A 20,413-nucleotide genomic window follows, 5' to 3' on the forward strand; every position below is an offset into this window, starting at 1 on the left:
GGTATTGCACGTTAACTGGTTCCTGAAGGCAGAGGAACCGATATCTAGGCCTGTTGTTCTTTGCGCGAGTAAATAAGAAAATCTTTGCGTTCGGCGATGCTTGCTGGTAGGTCTGCGATATTGGTATAGAACTGCTCATACCACTTTCTGAGTTGGTAGATTGGGCCGTCGCCATCGCAGAGGAGTGGATTGTCTACCCTGATTTTACTGTGCCAGATTGCCACGTCTTCGTAAAATGCCAACCGCGCTTGTTCAATATATGCTTCCGCCATTTCTTTATTTTCTTCGGCGGACACGCCTGGGAGTTTTTTTACTAGAACACCGTAACGTAACGTGAAGCTGTTCTGGTCGATAGGGACGTGGCAGTTCAGCAGGATCGACTGGATCGGTTGCCCGCCCATCGCACCAGTCATCTTCGTGATCTGATATGCAGGTCCGAAGTAAGTAGACTCGGTGCGCAACTCGCTATCTCCAGAAAGCCGCTCGCTCCGTCCCCGCATAAATTGCGTGGCTTTGTGGCCCTCGAAGTGATTGCTGAATTCATCGATAGGGGCCCTGTGAACGCTATCGAAGTGTGCCATGTCGGCAACGTTATCAACCAACTCACGGCAGTTGGTATCGATGCGAAGCTCGGCGACTTCCCACGTTGCCCACTCATCGTCATAGCACTCATCAATTCTAGGAATTGCCTGATCTGGAATTGGCGGATTTCCTTCCGGGTCGTTCCAAACAAACAGCAGATGGTTCTGTTCCATGACCGGCCAAGCCTTAATCCTGGCTCGAGGCGGTATGCGCTTGGCATAGGGGATATCGTCGCAGACGCCGTCGGCCCCCCAGTGCCACTCATGGAATGGGCAGCGCACGCCGTTACCTTCCACGCAGCCTTCACTCAGGTCGGCGCCCATGTGCGGGCAATAGCCATCGAGGACGTGCAATTGACCATCCTCGCCCTGGAAGACCACCAGGCTGGTGCCGAAGACTTCCAGGCGATGGGCCTTGCCGTCGCGGTATTGGCCGGTCAGCCCGAGGCAGTGCCAGCCGCGCGCGTAACGATCTTCTATGGTTTTTGCTTCGATACGGTGCAGAGTGTTCATCTTGTTGTTCTCCCGTCAGGTAACCGCAGGCAGAAGGTGGACTGCGGGTAATGCCTCGACCGGATTTTGCAATGCTTGTCGACTGCGGCATCGTCTGAATGGGCGAGAGCGGCGCTCTGGTCCTTCGTCCTGCAGGATGAATTCGCGAGCAAGGAACTAGGCATCTCTCCCGTTCCTGCAGGAACACTCCCAGCCATCCCCAGACGTAGGGGCGGGCTCCGTCCGCGATGGTCCTCGCACAAGGCTGATCGCGGACTGGGTCCGCTCCTGCGAAAGCCAGCATTTTCGCGTCTTGGCAGCCCGGTATTGCTACCAAGGAACTAGGAAATTCGGCACTGCGTTCAATTGTTGGCCGGGGGCACCAAACCAAGAATCTGCGGCACACCGGGAAATTTTCCCGGCTACAACAACAATTCCGCAGAGGCAGCCGCCATGAGACAGCTTCAACCTTTCGCCCGCACCGTGCTGTTCACCGCCATCAGCCTGGCCAGCCTGGGCGCCCATGCCGGGGTCACCGACCAGGACATCAGTGATTCCGCCAAGCGCACCGACCAGATCGTGGTCAACGGCATCAACCAGCAGGGCCAGCGCTTCAGCCCGCTGGCGACCCTGAACAGCGACAACGTGAAGGAACTGCGGCCGGTGTGGGCGCTGTCCTTCGGCGGCGAGAAGCAGCGCGGCCAGCAGGCCCAGCCGCTGGTGAAGGATGGCGTGATGTACGTCACCGCGTCCTACTCGCGGGTGTTCGCGGTGGACGCGCGCACCGGGCGCAAGCTCTGGCAGTACGACGCGCGCCTGCCCGACGGCATCATGCCCTGCTGTGACGTGATCAACCGCGGCGTCGCGCTGTACGGCGACCTGGTGATCTTCGGCACCCTCGACGCCAAGCTGGTCGCGCTGAACAAGGACACCGGCAAGGTGGTGTGGAAGAAGACCGTGGCCGACTACAAGGCCGGTTACTCCATTTCCGCCGCGCCGCTGATCGCCAAGGGTAAGCTGATCACCGGCGTGGCCGGCGGCGAGTTCGGCGTGGTCGGCAAGATCGAGGCGTACAACCCCACCAACGGCGAGCTGCTGTGGAGCCGTCCGACCGTCGAAGGCCACATGGGCTACGTCTACAAGGACGGCAAGGCCGTCGAGAACGGCATTTCCGGCGGCGAGGCGGGCAAGAGCTGGCCGGGCGACCTGTGGAAGACCGGCGGCGCCGCACCCTGGCTGGGCGGCTACTACGACCCGAGCACCGACTCGTTGTTCATCGGCACCGGCAACCCGTCGCCGTGGAACTCGCACCTGCGTCCGGGCGACAACCTGTTCTCCTCCTCGCGCCTGGCGCTGAACCCGGAGGACGGCTCGATCAAGTGGCACTTCCAGACCACCCCGCACGACGGCTGGGACTTCGACGGCGTCAACGAACTGGTGTCCTTCGACTACAAGGACGGCGGCAAGAACGTGCAAGCCGCGGCCACCGCCGACCGCAACGGCTTCTTCTACGTGCTCGACCGCACCAACGGCAAGTTCATCCGCGGCTTCCCCTTCGTCGACAAGGTGACCTGGGCCAAGGGCCTGGATAAGGACGGCCGGCCGGTCTACGACGACGCTCACCGTCCGGGTGCGCCGGGGCAGGGGACCGAGAAGGGTTCCTCGGTGTTCGTCTCGCCGTCCTTCCTCGGCGGCAAGAACTGGATGCCCATGGCCTACAGCCAGGACACCGGCCTGTTCTACGTGCCGTCCAACGAGTGGGGCATGGACATGTGGAACGAGAACATCGCCTACAAGAAGGGCGCGGCGTACCTGGGGGCGGGCTTCACCATCAAGCCGCTGAACGAGAAGTACATCGGCGTGCTGCGCGCCATCGACCCGAAGACCGGCAAGCAGGTGTGGCGCTACGAGAACTACGCGCCGCTGTGGGGCGGCGTGCTGGCGACCCACGGCAACCTGGTGTTCACCGGCAACCCCGAGGGTTACCTGATGGCCTTCGACGCCAAGTCCGGCAAGAAGCTCTACGAGTTCAACACCGGCTCGGGCGTGATCGCCTCGCCGATCACCTGGGAGATGGACGGCGAGCAGTACGTCACCGTGCTCTCCGGCTGGGGTGGCGCGGTGCCGCTGTGGGGCGGTGAGGTGGCCAAGCGGATCAAGGACCTGGACCAGGGCGGGATGATCTGGACCTTCAAGCTGCCGAAGGATCTGGTGGCCAAGAAGTGATGTTCCGGTGAGGTGAGCAGAGGGTCGGCCAGGTGCCGGCCCTTTGTTTTTTGGAGGGCACACGAATTGGTGCTGTTGTCTGACCTTGGCTACGGTGCCGGCTCGCGTAGGAGCGGACTCCGTCCGCGATGCTCTTGGTTGGGTATTTCTGCGCCGCTTCGGCGTGTGCTGGGAGATTTGGTTTCGCCCCCTCGGGCGACCTACTTTGGCAAGTGCCCCAAAGTAGGCAAAGGTCTGTGCCCCTGCATCCGGCCCCGGCTTCGCCGGGGTTCCCTCGCTCCATCGAAGTTTCAGGGGCCCGCGTTGACGGGCCATCCCTGGCCCGACAACGCTCTCGCGGCATCCATGCCGCTCGACCCCTGAAACTCCGATTCCACTCGGCCTCCTGAAGGGGCGCTCCGGTGTGCGCGGAGGTTTCTCTGGAAGTCTTCAAAAGCCAAACCCCGAAGCCCAAAGCACAGCGCGCTTGGGGACTGCTCTTGTAGGAGCGGACCTTGTCCGCGATCGGCCCCGCTCAGGAGCTTCGCGGACAAGGTCCGCTCCTACGAAGAGCCCATGCGGCGCATCTACTACCAAATGAGTAAGCCACCGCTTCCATGGGTGCATTCCGGGGCGGGAAGGGCGCTGCCTAAGATCGCCCCATGACTCGGCCGATGTGGGCCGGGACCTGACAGGAGAGCATCCCCCATGATCTACGCCGCACCCGGAACCCCCGGCGCCGTCGTCACCCTCAAACCGCGCTACGGCAACTACATCGGTGGTGAGTTCGTCGCGCCGGTGCTCGGCCAGTACTTCACCAACACCTCGCCGGTGAATGGCCAGGCCATCGCCGAGTTTCCCCGCTCCACCGCCGAGGACGTCGAGCGCGCGCTGGACGCCGCCCATGCCGCCGCCGACGCCTGGGGCCGCACTTCGGTGCAGGACCGCTCGCTGATCCTGCTGAAGATCGCCGACCGCATCGAACAGAATCTCGAAGCGCTGGCCGTGGCCGAGACCTGGGACAACGGCAAGGCCGTGCGCGAGACGCTCAACGCCGACGTGCCGCTGGCCGCCGACCACTTCCGCTACTTCGCCGGCTGCATCCGCGCCCAGGAAGGCGGCGCCGCCGAGATCAACGACAGCACCGTGGCCTATCACCTCCACGAACCGCTGGGCGTGGTCGGGCAGATCATCCCGTGGAACTTCCCGCTGCTGATGGCCGCCTGGAAACTCGCCCCGGCCCTGGCCGCCGGCAACTGCGTGGTGCTCAAGCCGGCCGAGCAGACCCCGCTGTCGATCATGCTGCTGGCCGAGATCGCCGGTGACCTGCTGCCGCCGGGCGTGCTCAACATCGTCCAGGGCTTCGGCAAGGAAGCGGGCCAGGCGCTGGCCACCAGCAAGCGCATCGCCAAGATCGCCTTCACCGGCTCCACCCCGGTGGGCTCGCACATCCTCCACTGCGCGGCGGAGAACATCATCCCGTCCACCGTCGAGCTGGGCGGCAAGAGCCCGAACATCTTCTTCGAAGACATCATGCAGGCCGAGCCGAGCTTCATCGAGAAGGCCGCCGAGGGTCTGGTGCTGGCCTACTTCAACCAGGGCGAGGTGTGCACCTGCCCGTCGCGCGCGCTGGTGCAGGAATCCATCTTCGAGCCGTTCATGGCCGAGGTGCAGAAGAAGATCGCCCAGATCAAGCGCGGCAACCCGCTGGACACCGACACCATGGTCGGCGCCCAGGCCTCGCAGCAGCAGTACGAGAAGATCCTCTCCTACCTCGACATTGCCCAGAACGAAGGCGCGCAGGTCCTCGCCGGCGGCCAGGTGGAGCGCCTGAACGGCGACCTCGCCAGCGGCTATTACATCCAGCCGACCCTGCTCAAGGGCCACAACGCCATGCGCGTGTTCCAGGAGGAAATCTTCGGCCCGGTGGTCGGCGTCACCACCTTCAAGGACGAGGCCGAGGCCCTGGCGATCGCCAACGACACCGAGTTCGGCCTCGGCGCCGGTCTCTGGACCCGCGACATCAACCGCGCCTGGCGCATGGGCCGCGGGATCAAGGCCGGCCGCGTGTGGACCAACTGCTACCACCTGTACCCGGCGCACGCCGCCTTCGGTGGCTACAAGAAATCCGGCGTCGGCCGCGAGACCCACAAGATGATGCTCGACCATTACCAGCAGACCAAGAACCTGCTGGTCAGCTACGACATCAACCCGCTGGGCTTCTTCTGATCCCAGGTGCTATGCCGGCGAACCTTCCCCCCCATCGGGTTCGCCGGCCACTCTTCCGGTGTAACGCCCGGCGACCCGCCGGGCGGTCCTTGTGTCGACGCGCCCGCTCGGGCGGCCGTCCGCTTCCGTGCCCACTTCCTCGGGTGACGGCCTTCGTCGAACGCGGCTCCGGCCGCGTTTTCTTTTTTGGAGGGGACGGTTCGCGAGCAAGCTCGCTCCTACGAAGAGCGACCACATCGTGACCTGTGCCCGCCCCGCGCCAAGCCCGCCGGCCAACTCTGCGTAGGATGGCGTGGAGCGCAGCGATATCCATCATCTTCCTCATACCGAGCGCATGGGTATCGCTGCGCTCCACCCATCCTACAAGTGCGCTTCCGGCGTCCCGCGCTCGCAACACCTGCCTCCCTCCCGCGCGACACCTGTAGCGCCCGCAACGCCCGCATCGACTCCGGCAGAAAACGCCAGAAGCCCCGAACGGCAAGCCCTCCAGACCAATTCGAAAACCCTGGCACAGCGGTTGCTCTGAGCCTTCCAGGCCGTGGTGAACGATCCGCGGCACCAACAAGAATCGGAGAACCTCCATGAGATCGATTGGCCTGCACGTGCCTTCCGTTCACCTGCAACCCGCCCTGCGTCATTCCCTGCTGACCGCCTCGCTGCTGATGGCCGGCCTGTCGCCCCACCTCCACGCCGCCGACAATCCTGCCGAGAGTCCGGCCAACGTCGATGGCAAGCGCATCGCCGCCGCCAACAGCGAGCCGGGCAACTGGATGGCCACCGGCCGTACCTACGACGAGCAGCGCTACAGCCCGCTCAAGCAGATCGACCAGAGCAACGTCGGCGGCCTGGGACTGGCCTGGAGCTACAAGCTGGACATCGACCGCGGCGTGGAAGCCACGCCCATCGTGGTCGATGGCGTGATGTACACCACCGGGCCGTTCTCCATCGTCTACGCACTGGACGCCCGCACCGGCAAGCTGCTGTGGAAGTACGACCCGCAGTCCGACCGCAGCCGCGCCGGCGAAGCCTGCTGCGATGCGGTGAACCGTGGCGTGGCGGTGTGGAAGGGCAAGGTCTACGTCGGCGTGCTCGACGGCCGCCTGGAAGCCATCGACGCCAGGACCGGCAAGCGCGTGTGGAGCGTCGACACCCGCACCGACCCGTCGCGCAGCATCACCATCACCGGCGCGCCGCGCATCGTGAAGGGCAAGGTGATCATCGGCAACGGCGGCGCCGAGTTCGGCGTGCGCGGCTACATCACCGCCTACGACGCCGAGACCGGCAAGCAGGACTGGCGCTTCTTCACCGTGCCCGGCGACCCCAAGGAAATGCCCAAGGGCAAGGGCATGGAAATCGCCGCCAAGACCTGGTTCGGCGACAACTACGCCAGGCAGGGCGGTGGCGGCACCGTGTGGGACTCGATGTCCTACGACCCCGAGCTGAACCTGCTGTACATCGGCGTCGGCAACGGCTCCTCGTGGAACCCGCGCATCCGCAGCGAAGGCAAGGGCGACAACCTGTTCCTCTCGTCCATCGTCGCGATCAACCCGGACAACGGCGAATACGTCTGGCACTACCAGACCACGCCGGGCGACGCCTGGGACTTCACCGCCACCGCGCACATCATGCTGGTGGACCTGGAGATCGACGGCAAGCCGCGCAAGGTGCTGATGCAGGCGCCGAAGAACGGCTTCTTCTACGTCATCGACCGCGAGACCGGCAAGCTGCTCTCGGCCAACAACATCGTGCCGATCAACTGGGCCACCGGCGTGGACCTGAAGACCGGCCGGCCGATCCGCAACGAGAAGGTCGCCGAATACTGGAAGGACCCGCAGAAGAAGGCGCGCCTGATCCAGCCGGCCTTCTGGGGCGCGCACGACTGGCAGCCGATGTCGTACAACCCCGGCACGGGCCTGGTCTACATCCCGGCGCACATCATGTCGGCGATGTACCAGGACGTCGACGGCGCGCCGCCGCGCTCGAAGTTCAAGAGCATCTACCAGCTCGACGTGAACACCGGGATGATGCCCGAGGACCCGGAGGGCCTGCGCAAGATCGCCGACACCTGGACCGGCAAGCTGATCGCCTGGGACCCGGTGAAGCAGGAAAAACGCTGGGAAGTGCCCTACAGCACCATCTTCAACGGCGGCACCCTGAGCACCGCCGGCAACCTGGTGTTCGAAGGCACCGCCGACGGCCGCGTGGTGGCCTACGCCGCCGAGACCGGCAGGAAGCTCTGGGAATCCCCGGCCAACACCGGCGTGATGGCCGCGCCCATCACCTATGAAGTGGACGGCGAGCAGTACGTGACCTTCATGGCCGGCTGGGGCGGCGCCTTCTCCACCTTCGCCGGCGCCCTGTCGCTGCGCGCCGGGGTGAAGCCCAACGCCCAGGTGCTGACCTACAAGCTCGGCGGCACCGCCAAGCTGCCGGACATCCACTACAAGTGGGCCGACCGCAAGCCCGAGCCGCCGGCGCTGACCGGCACCCCCTTGCAGATCGACCAGGGCCGCGAGCTGTTCAACTCCAGCTGTTCGCAGTGCCACGGCATCAACGCCATCAGCGGCGGCGTGCTGCCCGACCTGCGCACCCTCAGCGCGGAAAACCACCAGCGCTTCCTCGGCATCATCTACGGCGGACGCATCCCCGACGGCATGCCCTCGTTCCAGGGCCACCTCGACCCGCAGCAGGCCGAGGCCGTGCACCAGTACCTGATCAAGCGCGCCTACGACCTCAAGGAACAGCTGGCCGGCGCGCAGAAGACCGCCGCCAAGTGACCGTCCAACAGGAGACCGACTCATGACCGAAGTAACGACCTACCAGCACTACATCGACAACCGCTTCGTCGCCGGCGAGCCGTTGATCGAGGTGCGCAACCCGGCCAACGATGAGCTGCTGGCGCGCATCCCCGAGGCCAGCGCGGCCCAGGTGGACGCCGCCATCGGCGCCGCCCGCGCCGCGCAGAAGGCCTGGGCGGCGAAGCCGGCCATCGAGCGTGCCGGCTACCTGCGGCGCATCGCCGAGAAGGTGCGCGCCAACGCGCCGCGCCTGGCGAGGATCATCACCGCCGAGCAGGGCAAGGTGCCGGCGCTGGCGGAAGTGGAGGTGAACTTCACCGCCGACTACCTCGACTACATGGCCGAGTGGGCGCGCCGCCTGGAAGGCGAAGTGCTGACCAGCGACCGCGCCGGCGAGCACATCTTCCTGCTGCGCAAGCCGGTGGGCGTGGTGGCCGGCATCCTGCCGTGGAACTTCCCGTTCTTCCTCATCGCGCGGAAGATGGCGCCGGCGCTGCTGACCGGCAACACCATCGTCATCAAGCCCAGCGAGGAAACGCCGATCAACTGCTTCGAGTTCGCCCGCCTGGTGGCGGAGACCGACCTGCCCAGCGGCGTATTCAACGTCGTCGGCGGCACCGGGGCCAGCGCCGGCAGCGCGCTGACCAGCCACGCCGGGGTGGACCTGATCAGCTTCACCGGCAGCGTCGCCACCGGTTCGCGGATCATGGCTGCGGCCGCGCCGAACATCACCAGGCTGAACCTGGAACTGGGCGGCAAGGCGCCGGCCATCGTCCTCGCGGACGCCGACCTGGAGCTGGCGGTGAACGCCATCAAGGCCTCGCGGGTGATCAACACCGGACAGGTGTGCAACTGCGCCGAGCGCGTCTACGTGCAGCGCCAGGTGGCCGACCAGTTCATCGAGAAGATCGCCGCCGCCATGGCCGCCACCCGCTTCGGCGACCCGAACCTGCAGGCCGACCTGGACATGGGCCCGCTGGTCAACCGCATCGGCCTGGACAAGGTCGCGCAGATGGTCCGCACCGCGACCGGGCAGGGCGCGCAGGTCATCACCGGCGGCGCCGTGGCCGATCTCGGCAAGGGCTTCCACTACCAGCCCACCGTGCTCGCCGGCTGCAGCGGCGACATGGAGATCATGCGCAAGGAAATCTTCGGCCCGGTGCTGCCGATCCAGGTGGTGGAGGATCTCGACGAAGCCATCGCCCTGGCCAACGCCAGCGACTACGGCCTGACCTCGTCGATCTACACCCGCAACCTCGGCGCCGCGCTCAAGGCCAGCCGTGAGCTGGACTTCGGCGAGACCTACATCAACCGCGAGAACTTCGAGGCGATGCAGGGCTTCCACGCCGGCACGCGCAAATCCGGCATCGGCGGCGCGGACGGCAAGCATGGGCTGTACGAGTACACGCACACCCACGTGGTTTACGCGCAGGAGTGAGCCAAGAGCCCCTCACCCTAACCCTCTCCCGCACGCGGGAGAGGGGACCGTTTGGTGCAGGTTGAAACTCATGCATCAGCCGGCACGAACTGCACCCTCTCCCTCCGGGAGAGGGCTGGGGTGAGGGAAAAGGCAGGCACTGACTGTCCTGGACGCGCCCAGGAACAAGTCATCGTTTTGATTGGGCGGGCCGTCCTTGCCAGGTGTGGCTCGCTCCTTTTTCCCTGCGCCCGGTTCGCCGGACGCAGGGAAAAAGGAAGGGATCAATACAGCGCGTTGGGCTGCACGATGCCGTGCTTCTTCATCTTCCGATACAGGGTCGACCGGGCAATGCCGAACTGTTCCGCCACCGCACTGATGTTCCACTGCCGCTCGCGCAGCGCCGCCAGCAGGTGGCGCGCCTCGTCGTCGTCCAGGCGGGCGGAGAGGGCGCTGGCGGGTGCCACCGGCTGCGCGTCGAAAGCGACGGCGGGAGCGGCCTGATGCAGTTCCATCGGCAGGCAGTCCAGGTCGATGCGGCCGTCCTCGGCGAGCGCGGCGGCGTAGCGCAGGCAGTTCAGCAGCTGGCGGATGTTGCCCGGCCAGGGATGGTCGCGCAGGCGCTCGCGCACGGCGGCGTCGAGGCGCAGGTTGCCGCCCAGGCTGGCCAGCAGGCTGTCGATCAGCGCCTCGCGGTCGCTGCGTTGGCGCAGGGCGGGCAGCTGCAAGGTCATGCCGGCGAGGCGGTAGAACAGGTCCTCGCGGAAGCCCTTGGCGCGGATCATCTCGGCCAGGTTCTGGTGGGTCGCGGAAACCACCTGCACGTCCAGCGCCACCGGCGCCTCGGCGCCCAGCGGGAGGATTTCCCGCTCGGCCAGCACGCGCAGCAGGCGCGTCTGCAGGTGCGCGGGCATGTCGCCGATCTCGTCGAGGAACAGCGTGCCGCCGTTGGCCAGCTCCAGCTTGCCCTTCATGCCTTTCTTGCTGGCGCCGGTGAAGCTGCCGCCGCGGTAGCCGAAGAGTTCGCTCTCGATCAGGCTTTCCGGGATCGCCGCGCAGTTCAGCGCGACGAAGGGCCCGGCGTGGCGCGCGCTGGCCTGGTGGATGGCGCGGGCGAAGGCTTCCTTGCCGGTGCCGGTTTCGCCGGTGACCAGGATGGCGATGCCCTTGTCGAGCACCTTGCGCAGCTTGCGCACGCCGTCCTGCAGGCGCGGGTCGGCGCCGGCGAGGCGGGCGAGGTCGGGGTGCTCCGGGCTGTCCGACCCGGCGCGGCCTGGAGCGCTGCGGCGCGGCGGGCTGGCCGGGGTGCGCAGGCCCACGTCCACCTGTGCATCGTCAGCCAGGGTGCGCAGGCGAATACCGCGCGCGCCGCCCTTGCTCAGGTCGAGGAGCTGGTCGACGTCCGCCTCCAGCAGCTGCTCGATGCGGCTGCCCAGCAGCTCGCCGCGGCAGGCGGTGAAGGCGGCGTGGTTGCCGCCGATCACCCGGCCCTGTTCGTCGAGGGCGATCAGCTGTTCGTTGGCCAGGTCCGACACCTCGTCGCAGGCCTTCACCGACAGGGTCAGGCGGTCGCGGTAGCGCTGGCGGAAGCTGGCGTTCTCGATCAGCCGGGCATACAGGATCACCAGCTGCAGGGTCAGGTACTGCGCGTCCTTGGGCCCGTCGTTGTACAGGCAGGTGGCGTTCAGGCAGCCGCGCAGCCGGTGCTGGGCGTCGAAGATCGGCGCCACCGAGCAGCTCAGGCGGAAGTTGCTCACCAGGAAATGCTCCTGGCGGTGGATGGTCAGCGCCTCGCCGGCGGCCAGGGCGGTGCCGATGCCGTTGGTGCCGGCGATGGATTCGTCCCAGCGCGCGCCGACGATCAGCCCGGCCTGGGTATAGCGGTCGCGCTCGCTGGGCAGGCGCGCGTCGAGGGTGATGCCGTGCTCGTCGCTGAGCAGCACCGCGAAGCCCGCCGGCAGCACGCGCCGGGCGAGGCCGGTGACGCCCTGGCTGGCGATGGCCAGGTAGTCCTGGTGCAGGCTCTGGTGCTCGCGGATTTCTCCGGCGGTGAGGATGTGCTTTTCCGCCCGCGCGCGCGGGTCGAGATGGTGCTCCATCACGCTGCGGTACCAGGAGCGCGCGATGGCGCCCTCGGGCTGGATGTCACGCTCGCCGAAATGATCGGCGATGAAGGCGGCAAGGTCGTTCGGGCAGTTTTCCAGGGATCGTGGGTGCATGGTCACTCCCGGCGGCCGTCAGCTGAACTGCGGCGCATTGTTTTTGTATGGGACCGGCGGCCTGGGCGGCCGGCCCCGGGACTGGCTAGTCTAGACCGCTGGGTCACGGCCAACGAGAGCCTGAGCAAGGCCTGTGCCGAATCACTCCGCGCGGGGCGCCGAGCCCCGCGCCAGACTGCCCGCCGCCGGAAGGCGCGGGCGCAACCGGGCAACGGCTGTCGCAGCGATGGGACAGTTGTAGCGGCGGGGCGCGACAGCTGTCGCGGGCCCGCTACCAAATCAGGGGGGAATCTCCTTCGAAAGTATCATTCGGAGTGCCTGACCCTGGTGTTTAACTCGATCTGCCGGGATCGACCGGCCTACAACAAGAGGACAGACCCATGTGGACCAAGCCTAGCTTCACCGACCTGCGCCTTGGCTTCGAAGTGACCCTGTACTTCGCCAACCGCTGATCCACTCGGCCCCGGTCCGCCGGGGCCCTTGCCCACGGGGCACTGTCATGCACATTCGAATTCTCGGGGCGGCCGCCGGTGGCGGTTTCCCCCAGTGGAACTGCAACTGCCGCAACTGCCGCGGCGTGCGCGACGGCAGCGTGATCGCCCAGCCGCGCACCCAGTCGTCGATCGCCCTGTCCGACGACGGCGAGAACTGGATTCTCTGCAACGCATCGCCCGACATCCGCGCCCAGCTGGCGTCGTTCCCGGCGCTGCAACCGGCGCGGCGGGTGCGCGATTCGGCGATCGCCGCGATCGTCCTGCTGGATAGCCAGATCGACCACACCACCGGTCTGCTCAGCCTGCGCGAGGGCTGCCCGCATGAAGTGTGGTGCACCGAGATGGTCCATCAGGACCTGTCCACCGGCTTTCCGCTGTTCCCCATGCTCTCGCACTGGAACGGCGGGCTTAAGCACCGGCTCATCGAGCTCGACGCCAAACCCTTCGCCATCCCGGCCTGCCCGGGCCTGCGCATCACCGCCATCGCCCTGCGCAGCAGCGCGCCGCCGTACTCGCCGCACCGCGGCAACCCGCATCCGGGCGACAACATCGGCCTGTTCGTCGAGGACCTGCGCAGCGGCGGCAAGCTGTTCTACGCCCCCGGCCTGGGTCAGGTGGACGACGGCCTGCTGGCCTGGATGCGCCGCGCCGACTGCCTGCTGGTGGACGGCACGCTGTGGCGCGACGACGAGATGCGCGTCTGCGAGGTGGGCGACAAGCTCGGCAGCGAGATGGGCCACCTGCCGCAGAGCGGGCCGGGGGGCATGATCGAAGTGCTCGACGGCATCGACGGGCCGCGCAAGGTGCTCATCCACATCAACAACACCAATCCCATCCTCGACACCGCCTCGCCCGAGCGCGCCGAACTGGACGCGCACGGCATCGAGGTCGCCTTCGATGGCATGGACATCCCGCTGTAGGCTGAGGAAGGAACACGCGATGACCCGCGAAGCCATGAGCCCCGCCGAATTCGAGCAGGCGCTGCGCGCCAAGGGCGCCTGCTACCACATCTTCCACCCGTTCCACGTGGCCATGTACGAAGGCCGCGCCACCCGCGAGCAGATCCAGGGCTGGGTGGCCAACCGCTTCTATTACCAGGTGAACATTCCGCTGAAGGACGCGGCGATCCTCGCCAACTGCCCGGACCGCGAGGTGCGCCGCGAGTGGCTGCAACGCATCCTCGACCACGACGGTCGCGCCGGCGAGCCCGGCGGCATTGAGGCCTGGCTGCGCCTGGCGGAGTCAGTGGGGCTGGACCGCGCGCAGGTGCTGTCGCAGGAACTGGTGCTGCCCGGCGTGCGCTTCGCGGTGGACGCCTACGTCAACTTCGCCCGCCGCGCCAGCTGGCAGGAAGCGGCCAGCAGCTCGCTGACCGAGCTGTTCGCCCCGCAGATCCACCAGTCGCGGCTGGACAGCTGGCCGCAGCACTACCCGTGGATCGACGCGGGCGGCTACGACTACTTCCGCGGCCGCCTGTCCCAGGCGCGGCGCGACGTCGAGCACGGCCTGCGGATCACCCTGGAGCACTACCGCACCCGCGAGGCCCAGGAGCGCATGCTGGAGATCCTGCAGTTCAAGCTCGACGTGCTGTGGAGCATGCTCGACGCCATGAGCATGGCCTACGAGCTGGGCCGTCCGCCGTACCACACGGTGACGGCCGAGCGCGTCTGGCACCGGGGGCTGCTGTGATGAGCCTGCCGTCGCTGGACAGCGTGCCGTCGATCCGTCGCGGCTTCCGCCTGCAATTCGAGCCGGCCCAGGGCTGCCATGTGCTGCTGTACCCGGAGGGCATGGTGAAGCTCAACGACAGCGCCGGGGAAATCCTCCAGCGCGTCGACGGCCGGCGCGACGTCGCCGCGATCATCGACGTGCTGCGCGCGAGCTTCCCCGGCGTGCCGGGCATCGACGAAGACATCCTGGCGTTCCTCGAGGTGGCCCATGCCCAATACTGGATCGAGCTGCACTGAGAGGGTCGGCCCGCCGCTGTGGCTGCTGGCGGAGCTGACCTACCGCTGCCCGCTGCAATGCCCGTACTGCTCCAACCCGCTGGACTTCGCCCAGCGCGAGGGCGAGCTGTCCACCGCGCAGTGGATCGAGGTGTTCCGCCAGGCCCGCGAGCTGGGCGCCGCGCAACTGGGCTTCTCCGGCGGCGAGCCGCTGCTGCGCCAGGACCTCGCCGAGCTGATCGGTGCTGCGCGCGAGCTGGGCTTCTACACCAACCTGATCACCTCCGGCATCGGCCTCAGCGAGGCGCGCCTGAAGGCGTTCGCCGAGGCTGGGCTGGACCATATCCAGATCAGCTTCCAGGCCGCCGACGAGGAGGTGAACAACCTGCTCGCCGGCTCGCGCAAGGCCTTCGCCCAGAAACTGGCCATGGCCCGTGCGGTGAAGGCCCACGGCTACCCGATGGTGCTGAACTTCGTCACCCACCGGCACAACATCGACAACATCGCGAACATCATCGAGCTGTGCATCGAGCTGGAAGCCGACTTCGTCGAACTCGCCACCTGCCAGTTCTACGGCTGGGCCGAACTCAACCGCGCCGGCCTGCTGCCGACCCGCGAGCAACTGGCGCGCGCCGAGCGCATCACCAACGAGTACCGCGAGCGCCTGGCCGCCGCCGGCAACCCGTGCAAGCTGATCTTCGTCACCCCGGATTACTACGAGGAACGCCCCAAGGCCTGCATGGGCGGCTGGGGCAGCGTGTTCCTCGACGTCACCCCGGACGGCACCGCGCTGCCGTGCCACAGCGCGCGCCAGCTGCCGGTGAAGTTCCCCAACGTGCGCGAGCACAGCCTGCAGCACATCTGGTACGAGTCGTTCGGCTTCAACCGCTTCCGTGGTGACGCCTGGATGCCCGAGCCGTGCCGGTCCTGCTCGGAAAAGGAACGCGACCACGGCGGCTGCCGCTGCCAGGCCTACATGCTGACCGGCGACGCCGACGCCACCGACCCGGTGTGCGCGAAGTCGGAGCACCACGGGAAGATCCTCGACGCCCGCCGCCAGGCCGAGGAAGCGCCGTTGTCCCTGGAGCAGCTGACCTGGCGCAACACCCGCGCCTCGCAGCTGATCTGCAAGGGCTGAGGATGCAGCGCAGCGACTGGAGCGCCGAGCGCGCGGTGGCCGCCGGGCGCGACTTCGCCGAGCTGCATGTCGCCCACGGCGGGCTGCTGTGGCTGGAGTTCGATCCGGCGAGCGCCCGCTGCCGGTTGTATCTGTGGCGCGAAGATGCATTGCAGGAGTTGACCCCGCCGGGTGCCTCGGTGCGCAGCCGGGTCTACGAATACGGCGGCGGTGCCTGCTGCGCCACTGCCGACGGCGTGGCCTGGGTGGAAGAGGGCGACCAGCAGGTGCGCTGGCTGCGCCTGGGCGGCGAGCCGCGTTCGATTACCTTCCGTAATGACTGCCGCTACGGCGACCTGCACTACGTCCCCGCCTGGAATGCGCTGCTGGCGGTGGAGGAGGAGGGCGGCAGCCACCGCATCGTCCGCCTGGACGCCGATGGCCGCCGCCGGGTGATCGTCGAAGGTGCGGACTTCTATGCCTCGCCGGTCGCGGACGACCGCGCCGAACGCATCGCCTGGGTGGAGTGGGACCACCCCGAGCAACCCTGGACGCGCACCCGCCTGTGCGAAACCCGCGCCGGCGAGCAGCGTTGCCTCGCCGGGCAGGCCAGCCACGAATCCATCCAGCAACCGCGCTTTGCCGAGGACGGCCGATTGCACTGGCTGAGCGACCTGGGCGGCTACTGGCAGCCGTACCGCGAAGGGACCGGCGTCCTGCCGTCGGCGGCAGCGGACCATGCCGGCGCGCCCTGGCAACTGGGCGGGCGGACCTTCCTGCCGCTCGCCGACGGTGGCCTGCTGGCTACCCGTTATGAAGAAGGACGCGGTGTGCTGCTGGTCTACGACGGGCGCGGCGGCGAACGTCGGCTGGCGCCCGAATACAGCCGCTTCCGGTCCCTGGCGAGCGACGCGCGCCACTTCTATTGCATCGCCGCCGCGCCGGACCGTCTGCCGACGCTGCTGGCGATCAGTCGGGCGGATAGCGCGGCCCGGATACTGGCCGGCGGCGAGCGGCCGCTGGCCGAGGCCGAGCTGTCGCGGGGCGAGGCCTTCCATTACCCGGTGGGCGCCGACGAGTGCGGCCGCGGATTCTTCTACCCGCCGCGCCGGCCCGAGGTGCCGGACGGACCGCCGCCGCTGCTGGTGTTCCTCCACGGCGGGCCGACCTCGGCCTGCTACCCGGTGTTCGACGGGCGCATCCAGTTCTGGACCCGGCGCGGCTTCGCGGTCGCCGATCTGAATTACCGCGGCAGCAGCGGCTACGGCCGCGCCTACCGCGAGCGCCTGCACCTGGGCTGGGGCCAGGTGGAAGTGGAGGACATCGGCGCGGCGCTGGACTTTCTCGCCCGCGCCGGGCGCATCGACCGCCAGCGGGTGTTCGTGCGCGGCGCCAGTGCCGGCGGCTACAGCGCGCTGATGGCCCTGGCGCGGCTCGCCGGCCTGCGCGGCGGCGCCAGCCTGTACGGCGTCAGCGACCCGCAGGCCCTGGCGCGGGTGACCCACAAGTTCGAAGCGAATTACCTGGATTGGCTGATCGGCGACCCCGAGCAGGACACCGAACGCTACCGCGAGCGCACGCCGGTGCTGCTGGCCGGGCATATCCGCGCGCCGGTGATCTTCTTCCAGGGCGAGCTGGATGCGGTGGTGGTGCCGGCGCAGACTGACGCCATGGTCGACAGCCTCCTCCAGCGCGGCGTGCCGGTGCAGGTGCACCGCTACCCCGGCGAACGCCACGGCTTCCGCCAGGCCGCCAACCTCGCCCATGCGCTGGACGCCGAGTGGCGCTTCTACCAGGGCCTGCTGGCCGGCTGATGGCCTGGCCAAGGTCGCATTGCAATCAGCGCAGGATGCAGTAGGCTCGCCGGATAGAATTCATAACAAGAACAAGGCCGACGATGAGCCCCGACCTCAGCCTGCTGCGCAAGTTCGTCTCTCCGGAGATCATTTTCGGTGCCGGATGCCGGCACACTGTTGCCAATTACGCCAAGACCTTCGGCGCCCGCAAGGTCCTGCTGGTGTCCGACCCCGGCGTGCTCGCCGCCGGCTGGGTCGCCGACGTGGAGGCCAGCCTGTCCGCGCAGGGCATCGCTTTCTGCCCTTACACCGAGGTTTCGCCCAACCCGCGCGTGGAAGAAGTGATGCGTGGCGCCGACGTCTACCGCAGCGAGGGCTGCAACGTGATCGTCGCGGTCGGCGGTGGCAGCCCGATGGATTGCGCCAAGGGCATCGGCATCGTCGCCGCCCACGGCCGCAACATCCTCGAGTTCGAGGGCGTGGACACGCTGCGCACGCCCAGCCCGCCGCTGATCCTCATCCCGACCACCGCCGGCACCTCGGCCGACGTCTCGCAGTTCGTGATCATCTCCAACCAGGACGAGCGGATGAAGTTCTCCATCGTCAGCAAGGCGGTGGTGCCCGACGTGTCGCTGATCGACCCGGAAACCACCCTGAGCATGGATGGCTTCCTTTCCGCCTGCACCGGCATCGACGCCCTGGTCCACGCCATCGAGGCCTTCGTCTCCACCGGCCACGGCCCGCTCACCGACAGCCACGCGCTGGAGGCCATGCGCCTGATCAACGGCAACCTGGTGCAGATGATCGCCAACCCCAACGACATCGCGCTGCGCGAGAAGATCATGCTCGGCAGCATGAAGGCCGGGCTGGCCTTCTCCAACGCCATCCTCGGCGCGGTGCACGCCATGTCGCACAGCCTCGGCGGCTACCTGGACCTGCCGCACGGGCTGTGCAACGCGGTGCTGGTCGAGCATGTGGTGGCCTTCAACTACAACGCCGCGCCGGAGCGCTTCAAGGTGATCGCCGAGACCTTCGGCATCGACTGCCGGGGCCTGAACCATGCGCAGATCCGCCAGCGCCTGGTCGAGCACCTGATCGCCTTCAAGCAGGCCGTGGGCTTCCACGAGACCCTCGGCCCGCATGGCGTCGGCAGCTCGGACATCCCCTTCCTGTCGCGCCACGCCATGCAGGACCCGTGCATCCTCACCAACCCGCGCGAGTCCAGCCAGCGCGACGTCGAGGTGGTCTATGGCGAGGCCCTCTGAGCCGCAGCAGGAGGCCCTGGCGGCGCTGCTCGGCCTGGGCAGCCATTCCACGCGCAAGAGCCACTACCCCGAGCTGCTGGCGCGCCTGGAAGAACTGGAAACCGAGCGCAACCGCTATAAATGGCTGTTCGAGCACGCCGTGCACGGCATCTTCCAGGTCAGCCTCAGCGAGGGCCTGCGCGCGGCCAACCCGGCGCTGGCGCGGATGCTCGGCTATGACGACCCGCAGCAGGTGCTGTGGAACCTGCAGGACATGGCCAGCCAGCTGTTCGCCGGCGGCGAGGCGGAGATGCGCCGCATCCGCGACCTGCTGCAGGAGCGCGGCGGCCTGTTCGGCTACGAGACGCGCCTGCTGCGCAAGGACGGCAGCCACGTCGACGTGCTGATGAACCTGCTGCTCAAGCCGGACGAGGAGGGGCTGGTGGAAGGCTTCGTCGCCGACATCACCGAGCGCATCCAGGCCCAGCAGCGCCTGCAGACCCTCAACCAGGAACTGGAGCAGCGCGTCGCCGCCCGCACCCGCGAGCTGGAGACGCTCAACCAGCAGCTGCGCGAAGCGCGCGACGCCGCCGAGGCGGCCAACCTGTCCAAGGACAAGTACCTGGCGGCGGCCAGCCACGACCTGCTGCAACCGCTGAATGCCGCACGCCTGCTGCTCTCGACCCTGCGCGAGCGGCAGCTGCCGACGGCTGAGCGGCAATTGGTGGAGCGCACGCACCAGGCCCTGGAGGGCGCGGAGAACCTGCTGAGCGACCTGCTGGAAATCTCCCGCCTGGACCAGAGCGCGATCCGCCCCGATGTGGAGTCGCTGAACCTCGACGAACTGCTCAGCCCGCTGGCCTCGGAATTCGACAGCGTGGCGCGGGCTTCCGGCCTGCAACTGCGCGCGCACATTCCCGACCTGCGGGTGCGCACCGACGCGCATCTGGTGTCGCGCATCCTGCGCAACTTCCTCAGCAACGCCTGCCGCTATACCCAGCGCGGCGGCGTGCTGCTGGCGGCGCGCCGGCGCGGCGACCGGGTGCGCCTGGAGGTCTGGGATACCGGCCGCGGGATTCCGGCGGATCAGCTGCAGGCGATCTTCCGCGAGTTCAACCAGCTGGACGTCGGCCGCGCCGCCGAGCGCCAGGGCGTCGGCCTGGGGCTGGCGATCGTCGATCGCATCGCCGGCCTGCTCGGCTGCGCGGTGCAGGTGCGCTCGACGCTGGGCCGCGGTTCGCTGTTCGCCATCGAAGTCCCCCTGGCCGGTGAGCTGCCGGCCCGCCAGCCGGCCCCCAGCGCGCCCCGTCCCGGCACCGGCGACCCGCTGCCGGGAATCCGCCTGCTGGTGATCGACAACGAAGAGGCGATCCTCTACAGCATGGCCGCGCTGTTGGGGCAATGGGGCTGCGAAGTGATCACCGCGGCGGACCCTGAGACGGCCATGGCGGCCCTGGGCCCTCGGGCACCCGACATCATCGTCGCCGACTACCACCTTGACTACGGCCGCACCGGCTGCCTGGCCGTGAAGGCGCTGCGCGAAAGGTACGCCACCGACATCCCCGCGGTGATGATCACCGCCGACCGCAGCGACGATTGCAGAAAGGCCCTGCAGCGGCTGGGCATCCCGCTGCTGAACAAGCCGGTACGCCCCGGCAAGCTGAGGGCGGTGCTGAGTTCGCTGGTGCAGGGGTAGGGGAGCGCCTCGGGATACCCGGGCATCGGCCGGTCGCCGGCTCGTAGTATTATCACCGGACGATAATGGGGCAGCGAACGGGAGTGTTCAGATATGGCGTGGTGGCTTGAGTGAAACGAGGCGATGTAAAGGCACGGCTTGCCGAGGGCATATCCTTCGATACCCATGTGATCGCAAAT

At 67.5% G+C, this 20,413-nt stretch carries 15 protein-coding genes (1 of these 15 running past the window's edge); 13 read left to right on the forward strand and 2 right to left on the reverse strand.

Annotated elements, in window-relative coordinates; genetic code table 11:
• Positions 1–44: 44 nt before the first annotated feature.
• Positions 45–1,094 (reverse strand): 3-ketosteroid-9-alpha-monooxygenase, oxygenase component, encoded by a 1,050-nt coding sequence (locus tag AC3B6A_RS12080; RefSeq protein WP_488403008.1) that lies wholly within the window; start codon positions 1,092–1,094, stop codon positions 45–47.
• 432 nt (positions 1,095–1,526) lie between these two features.
• On the opposite strand from AC3B6A_RS12080, the gene AC3B6A_RS12085 reads away from it, so the two are divergent.
• The 4 genes from AC3B6A_RS12085 (at position 1,527) to aldA (ending at position 9,743) form a co-directional block, all read left to right on the forward strand.
• Entirely contained in the window at positions 1,527–3,299 is a 1,773-nt protein-coding gene (locus AC3B6A_RS12085; RefSeq protein WP_488403009.1) for a methanol/ethanol family PQQ-dependent dehydrogenase, read from the forward strand.
• Positions 3,300–3,986: 687 nt separating this feature from the next.
• Positions 3,987–5,507 (forward strand): acetaldehyde dehydrogenase ExaC, encoded by a 1,521-nt coding sequence (gene exaC, locus AC3B6A_RS12090; protein WP_488403010.1) that lies wholly within the window; start codon positions 3,987–3,989, stop codon positions 5,505–5,507.
• Positions 5,508–6,088: 581 nt separating this feature from the next.
• Entirely contained in the window at positions 6,089–8,284 is a 2,196-nt protein-coding gene (locus tag AC3B6A_RS12095; RefSeq protein WP_488403012.1) for a PQQ-dependent dehydrogenase, methanol/ethanol family, read from the forward strand.
• Between the two features lie 22 nt (positions 8,285–8,306).
• Positions 8,307–9,743, forward strand: coding sequence for an aldehyde dehydrogenase (gene aldA, locus AC3B6A_RS12100; protein ID WP_488403013.1), 1,437 nt, complete (start codon positions 8,307–8,309; stop codon positions 9,741–9,743).
• 263 nt (positions 9,744–10,006) lie between these two features.
• Here aldA and AC3B6A_RS12105 read toward each other — a convergent pair whose 3' ends face one another.
• Entirely contained in the window at positions 10,007–11,941 is a 1,935-nt protein-coding gene (locus tag AC3B6A_RS12105) for a sigma-54-dependent Fis family transcriptional regulator (RefSeq protein ID WP_488403015.1), read from the reverse strand.
• A gap of 380 nt (positions 11,942–12,321) precedes the next feature.
• Here AC3B6A_RS12105 and pqqA point away from each other — a divergent pair, with 380 nt between their 5' ends.
• The 9 genes from pqqA to AC3B6A_RS12150 all read left to right on the forward strand — a co-directional run.
• Entirely contained in the window at positions 12,322–12,393 is a 72-nt protein-coding gene (pqqA, locus tag AC3B6A_RS12110; RefSeq protein WP_003106462.1) for a pyrroloquinoline quinone precursor peptide PqqA, read from the forward strand.
• 47 nt (positions 12,394–12,440) lie between these two features.
• Entirely contained in the window at positions 12,441–13,355 is a 915-nt protein-coding gene (gene pqqB / locus AC3B6A_RS12115; protein ID WP_488403016.1) for a pyrroloquinoline quinone biosynthesis protein PqqB, read from the forward strand.
• A gap of 19 nt (positions 13,356–13,374) precedes the next feature.
• Positions 13,375–14,124 carry a pyrroloquinoline-quinone synthase PqqC gene (gene pqqC, locus AC3B6A_RS12120; RefSeq protein ID WP_488403017.1) on the forward strand — a complete coding sequence of 250 codons (750 nt, stop codon included), beginning with the start codon at positions 13,375–13,377 and terminating at the stop codon, positions 14,122–14,124.
• Complete coding sequence (gene pqqD, locus AC3B6A_RS12125) at positions 14,124–14,402, forward strand: pyrroloquinoline quinone biosynthesis peptide chaperone PqqD (RefSeq protein WP_488403018.1); 279 nt, start codon at positions 14,124–14,126, stop codon at positions 14,400–14,402. Before pqqC ends, pqqD begins: the two co-directional genes overlap by 1 nt.
• A complete protein-coding gene (gene pqqE, locus AC3B6A_RS12130) occupies positions 14,374–15,519 on the forward strand; it encodes a pyrroloquinoline quinone biosynthesis protein PqqE (RefSeq protein WP_488403019.1) in 1,146 nt (381 codons plus the stop codon). Before pqqD ends, pqqE begins: the two co-directional genes overlap by 29 nt.
• A 2-nt stretch (positions 15,520–15,521) precedes the next feature.
• Positions 15,522–17,312 (forward strand): S9 family peptidase, encoded by a 1,791-nt coding sequence (locus tag AC3B6A_RS12135; protein ID WP_488403021.1) that lies wholly within the window; start codon positions 15,522–15,524, stop codon positions 17,310–17,312.
• Positions 17,313–17,395: 83 nt separating this feature from the next.
• Complete coding sequence (gene ercA / locus AC3B6A_RS12140) at positions 17,396–18,559, forward strand: alcohol dehydrogenase-like regulatory protein ErcA (RefSeq protein ID WP_488403023.1); 1,164 nt, start codon at positions 17,396–17,398, stop codon at positions 18,557–18,559.
• Positions 18,543–20,234: a hybrid sensor histidine kinase/response regulator gene (locus AC3B6A_RS12145; RefSeq protein ID WP_488403024.1), complete on the forward strand. Its 1,692-nt coding sequence runs from the start codon at positions 18,543–18,545 to the stop codon at positions 20,232–20,234. The genes ercA and AC3B6A_RS12145 overlap by 17 nt, the downstream gene beginning before the upstream one ends.
• A gap of 110 nt (positions 20,235–20,344) precedes the next feature.
• A protein-coding gene (locus AC3B6A_RS12150; RefSeq protein ID WP_488403025.1) for a hypothetical protein crosses the window boundary here: on the forward strand, positions 20,345–20,413 show its 5' portion. The gene runs 162 nt beyond the window's last position; only the first 69 of its 231 coding nucleotides appear in the window; the start codon lies at positions 20,345–20,347; its stop codon lies beyond the right edge, outside the window.

Source organism: Pseudomonas sp. B12(2026), from assembly GCF_057767015.1.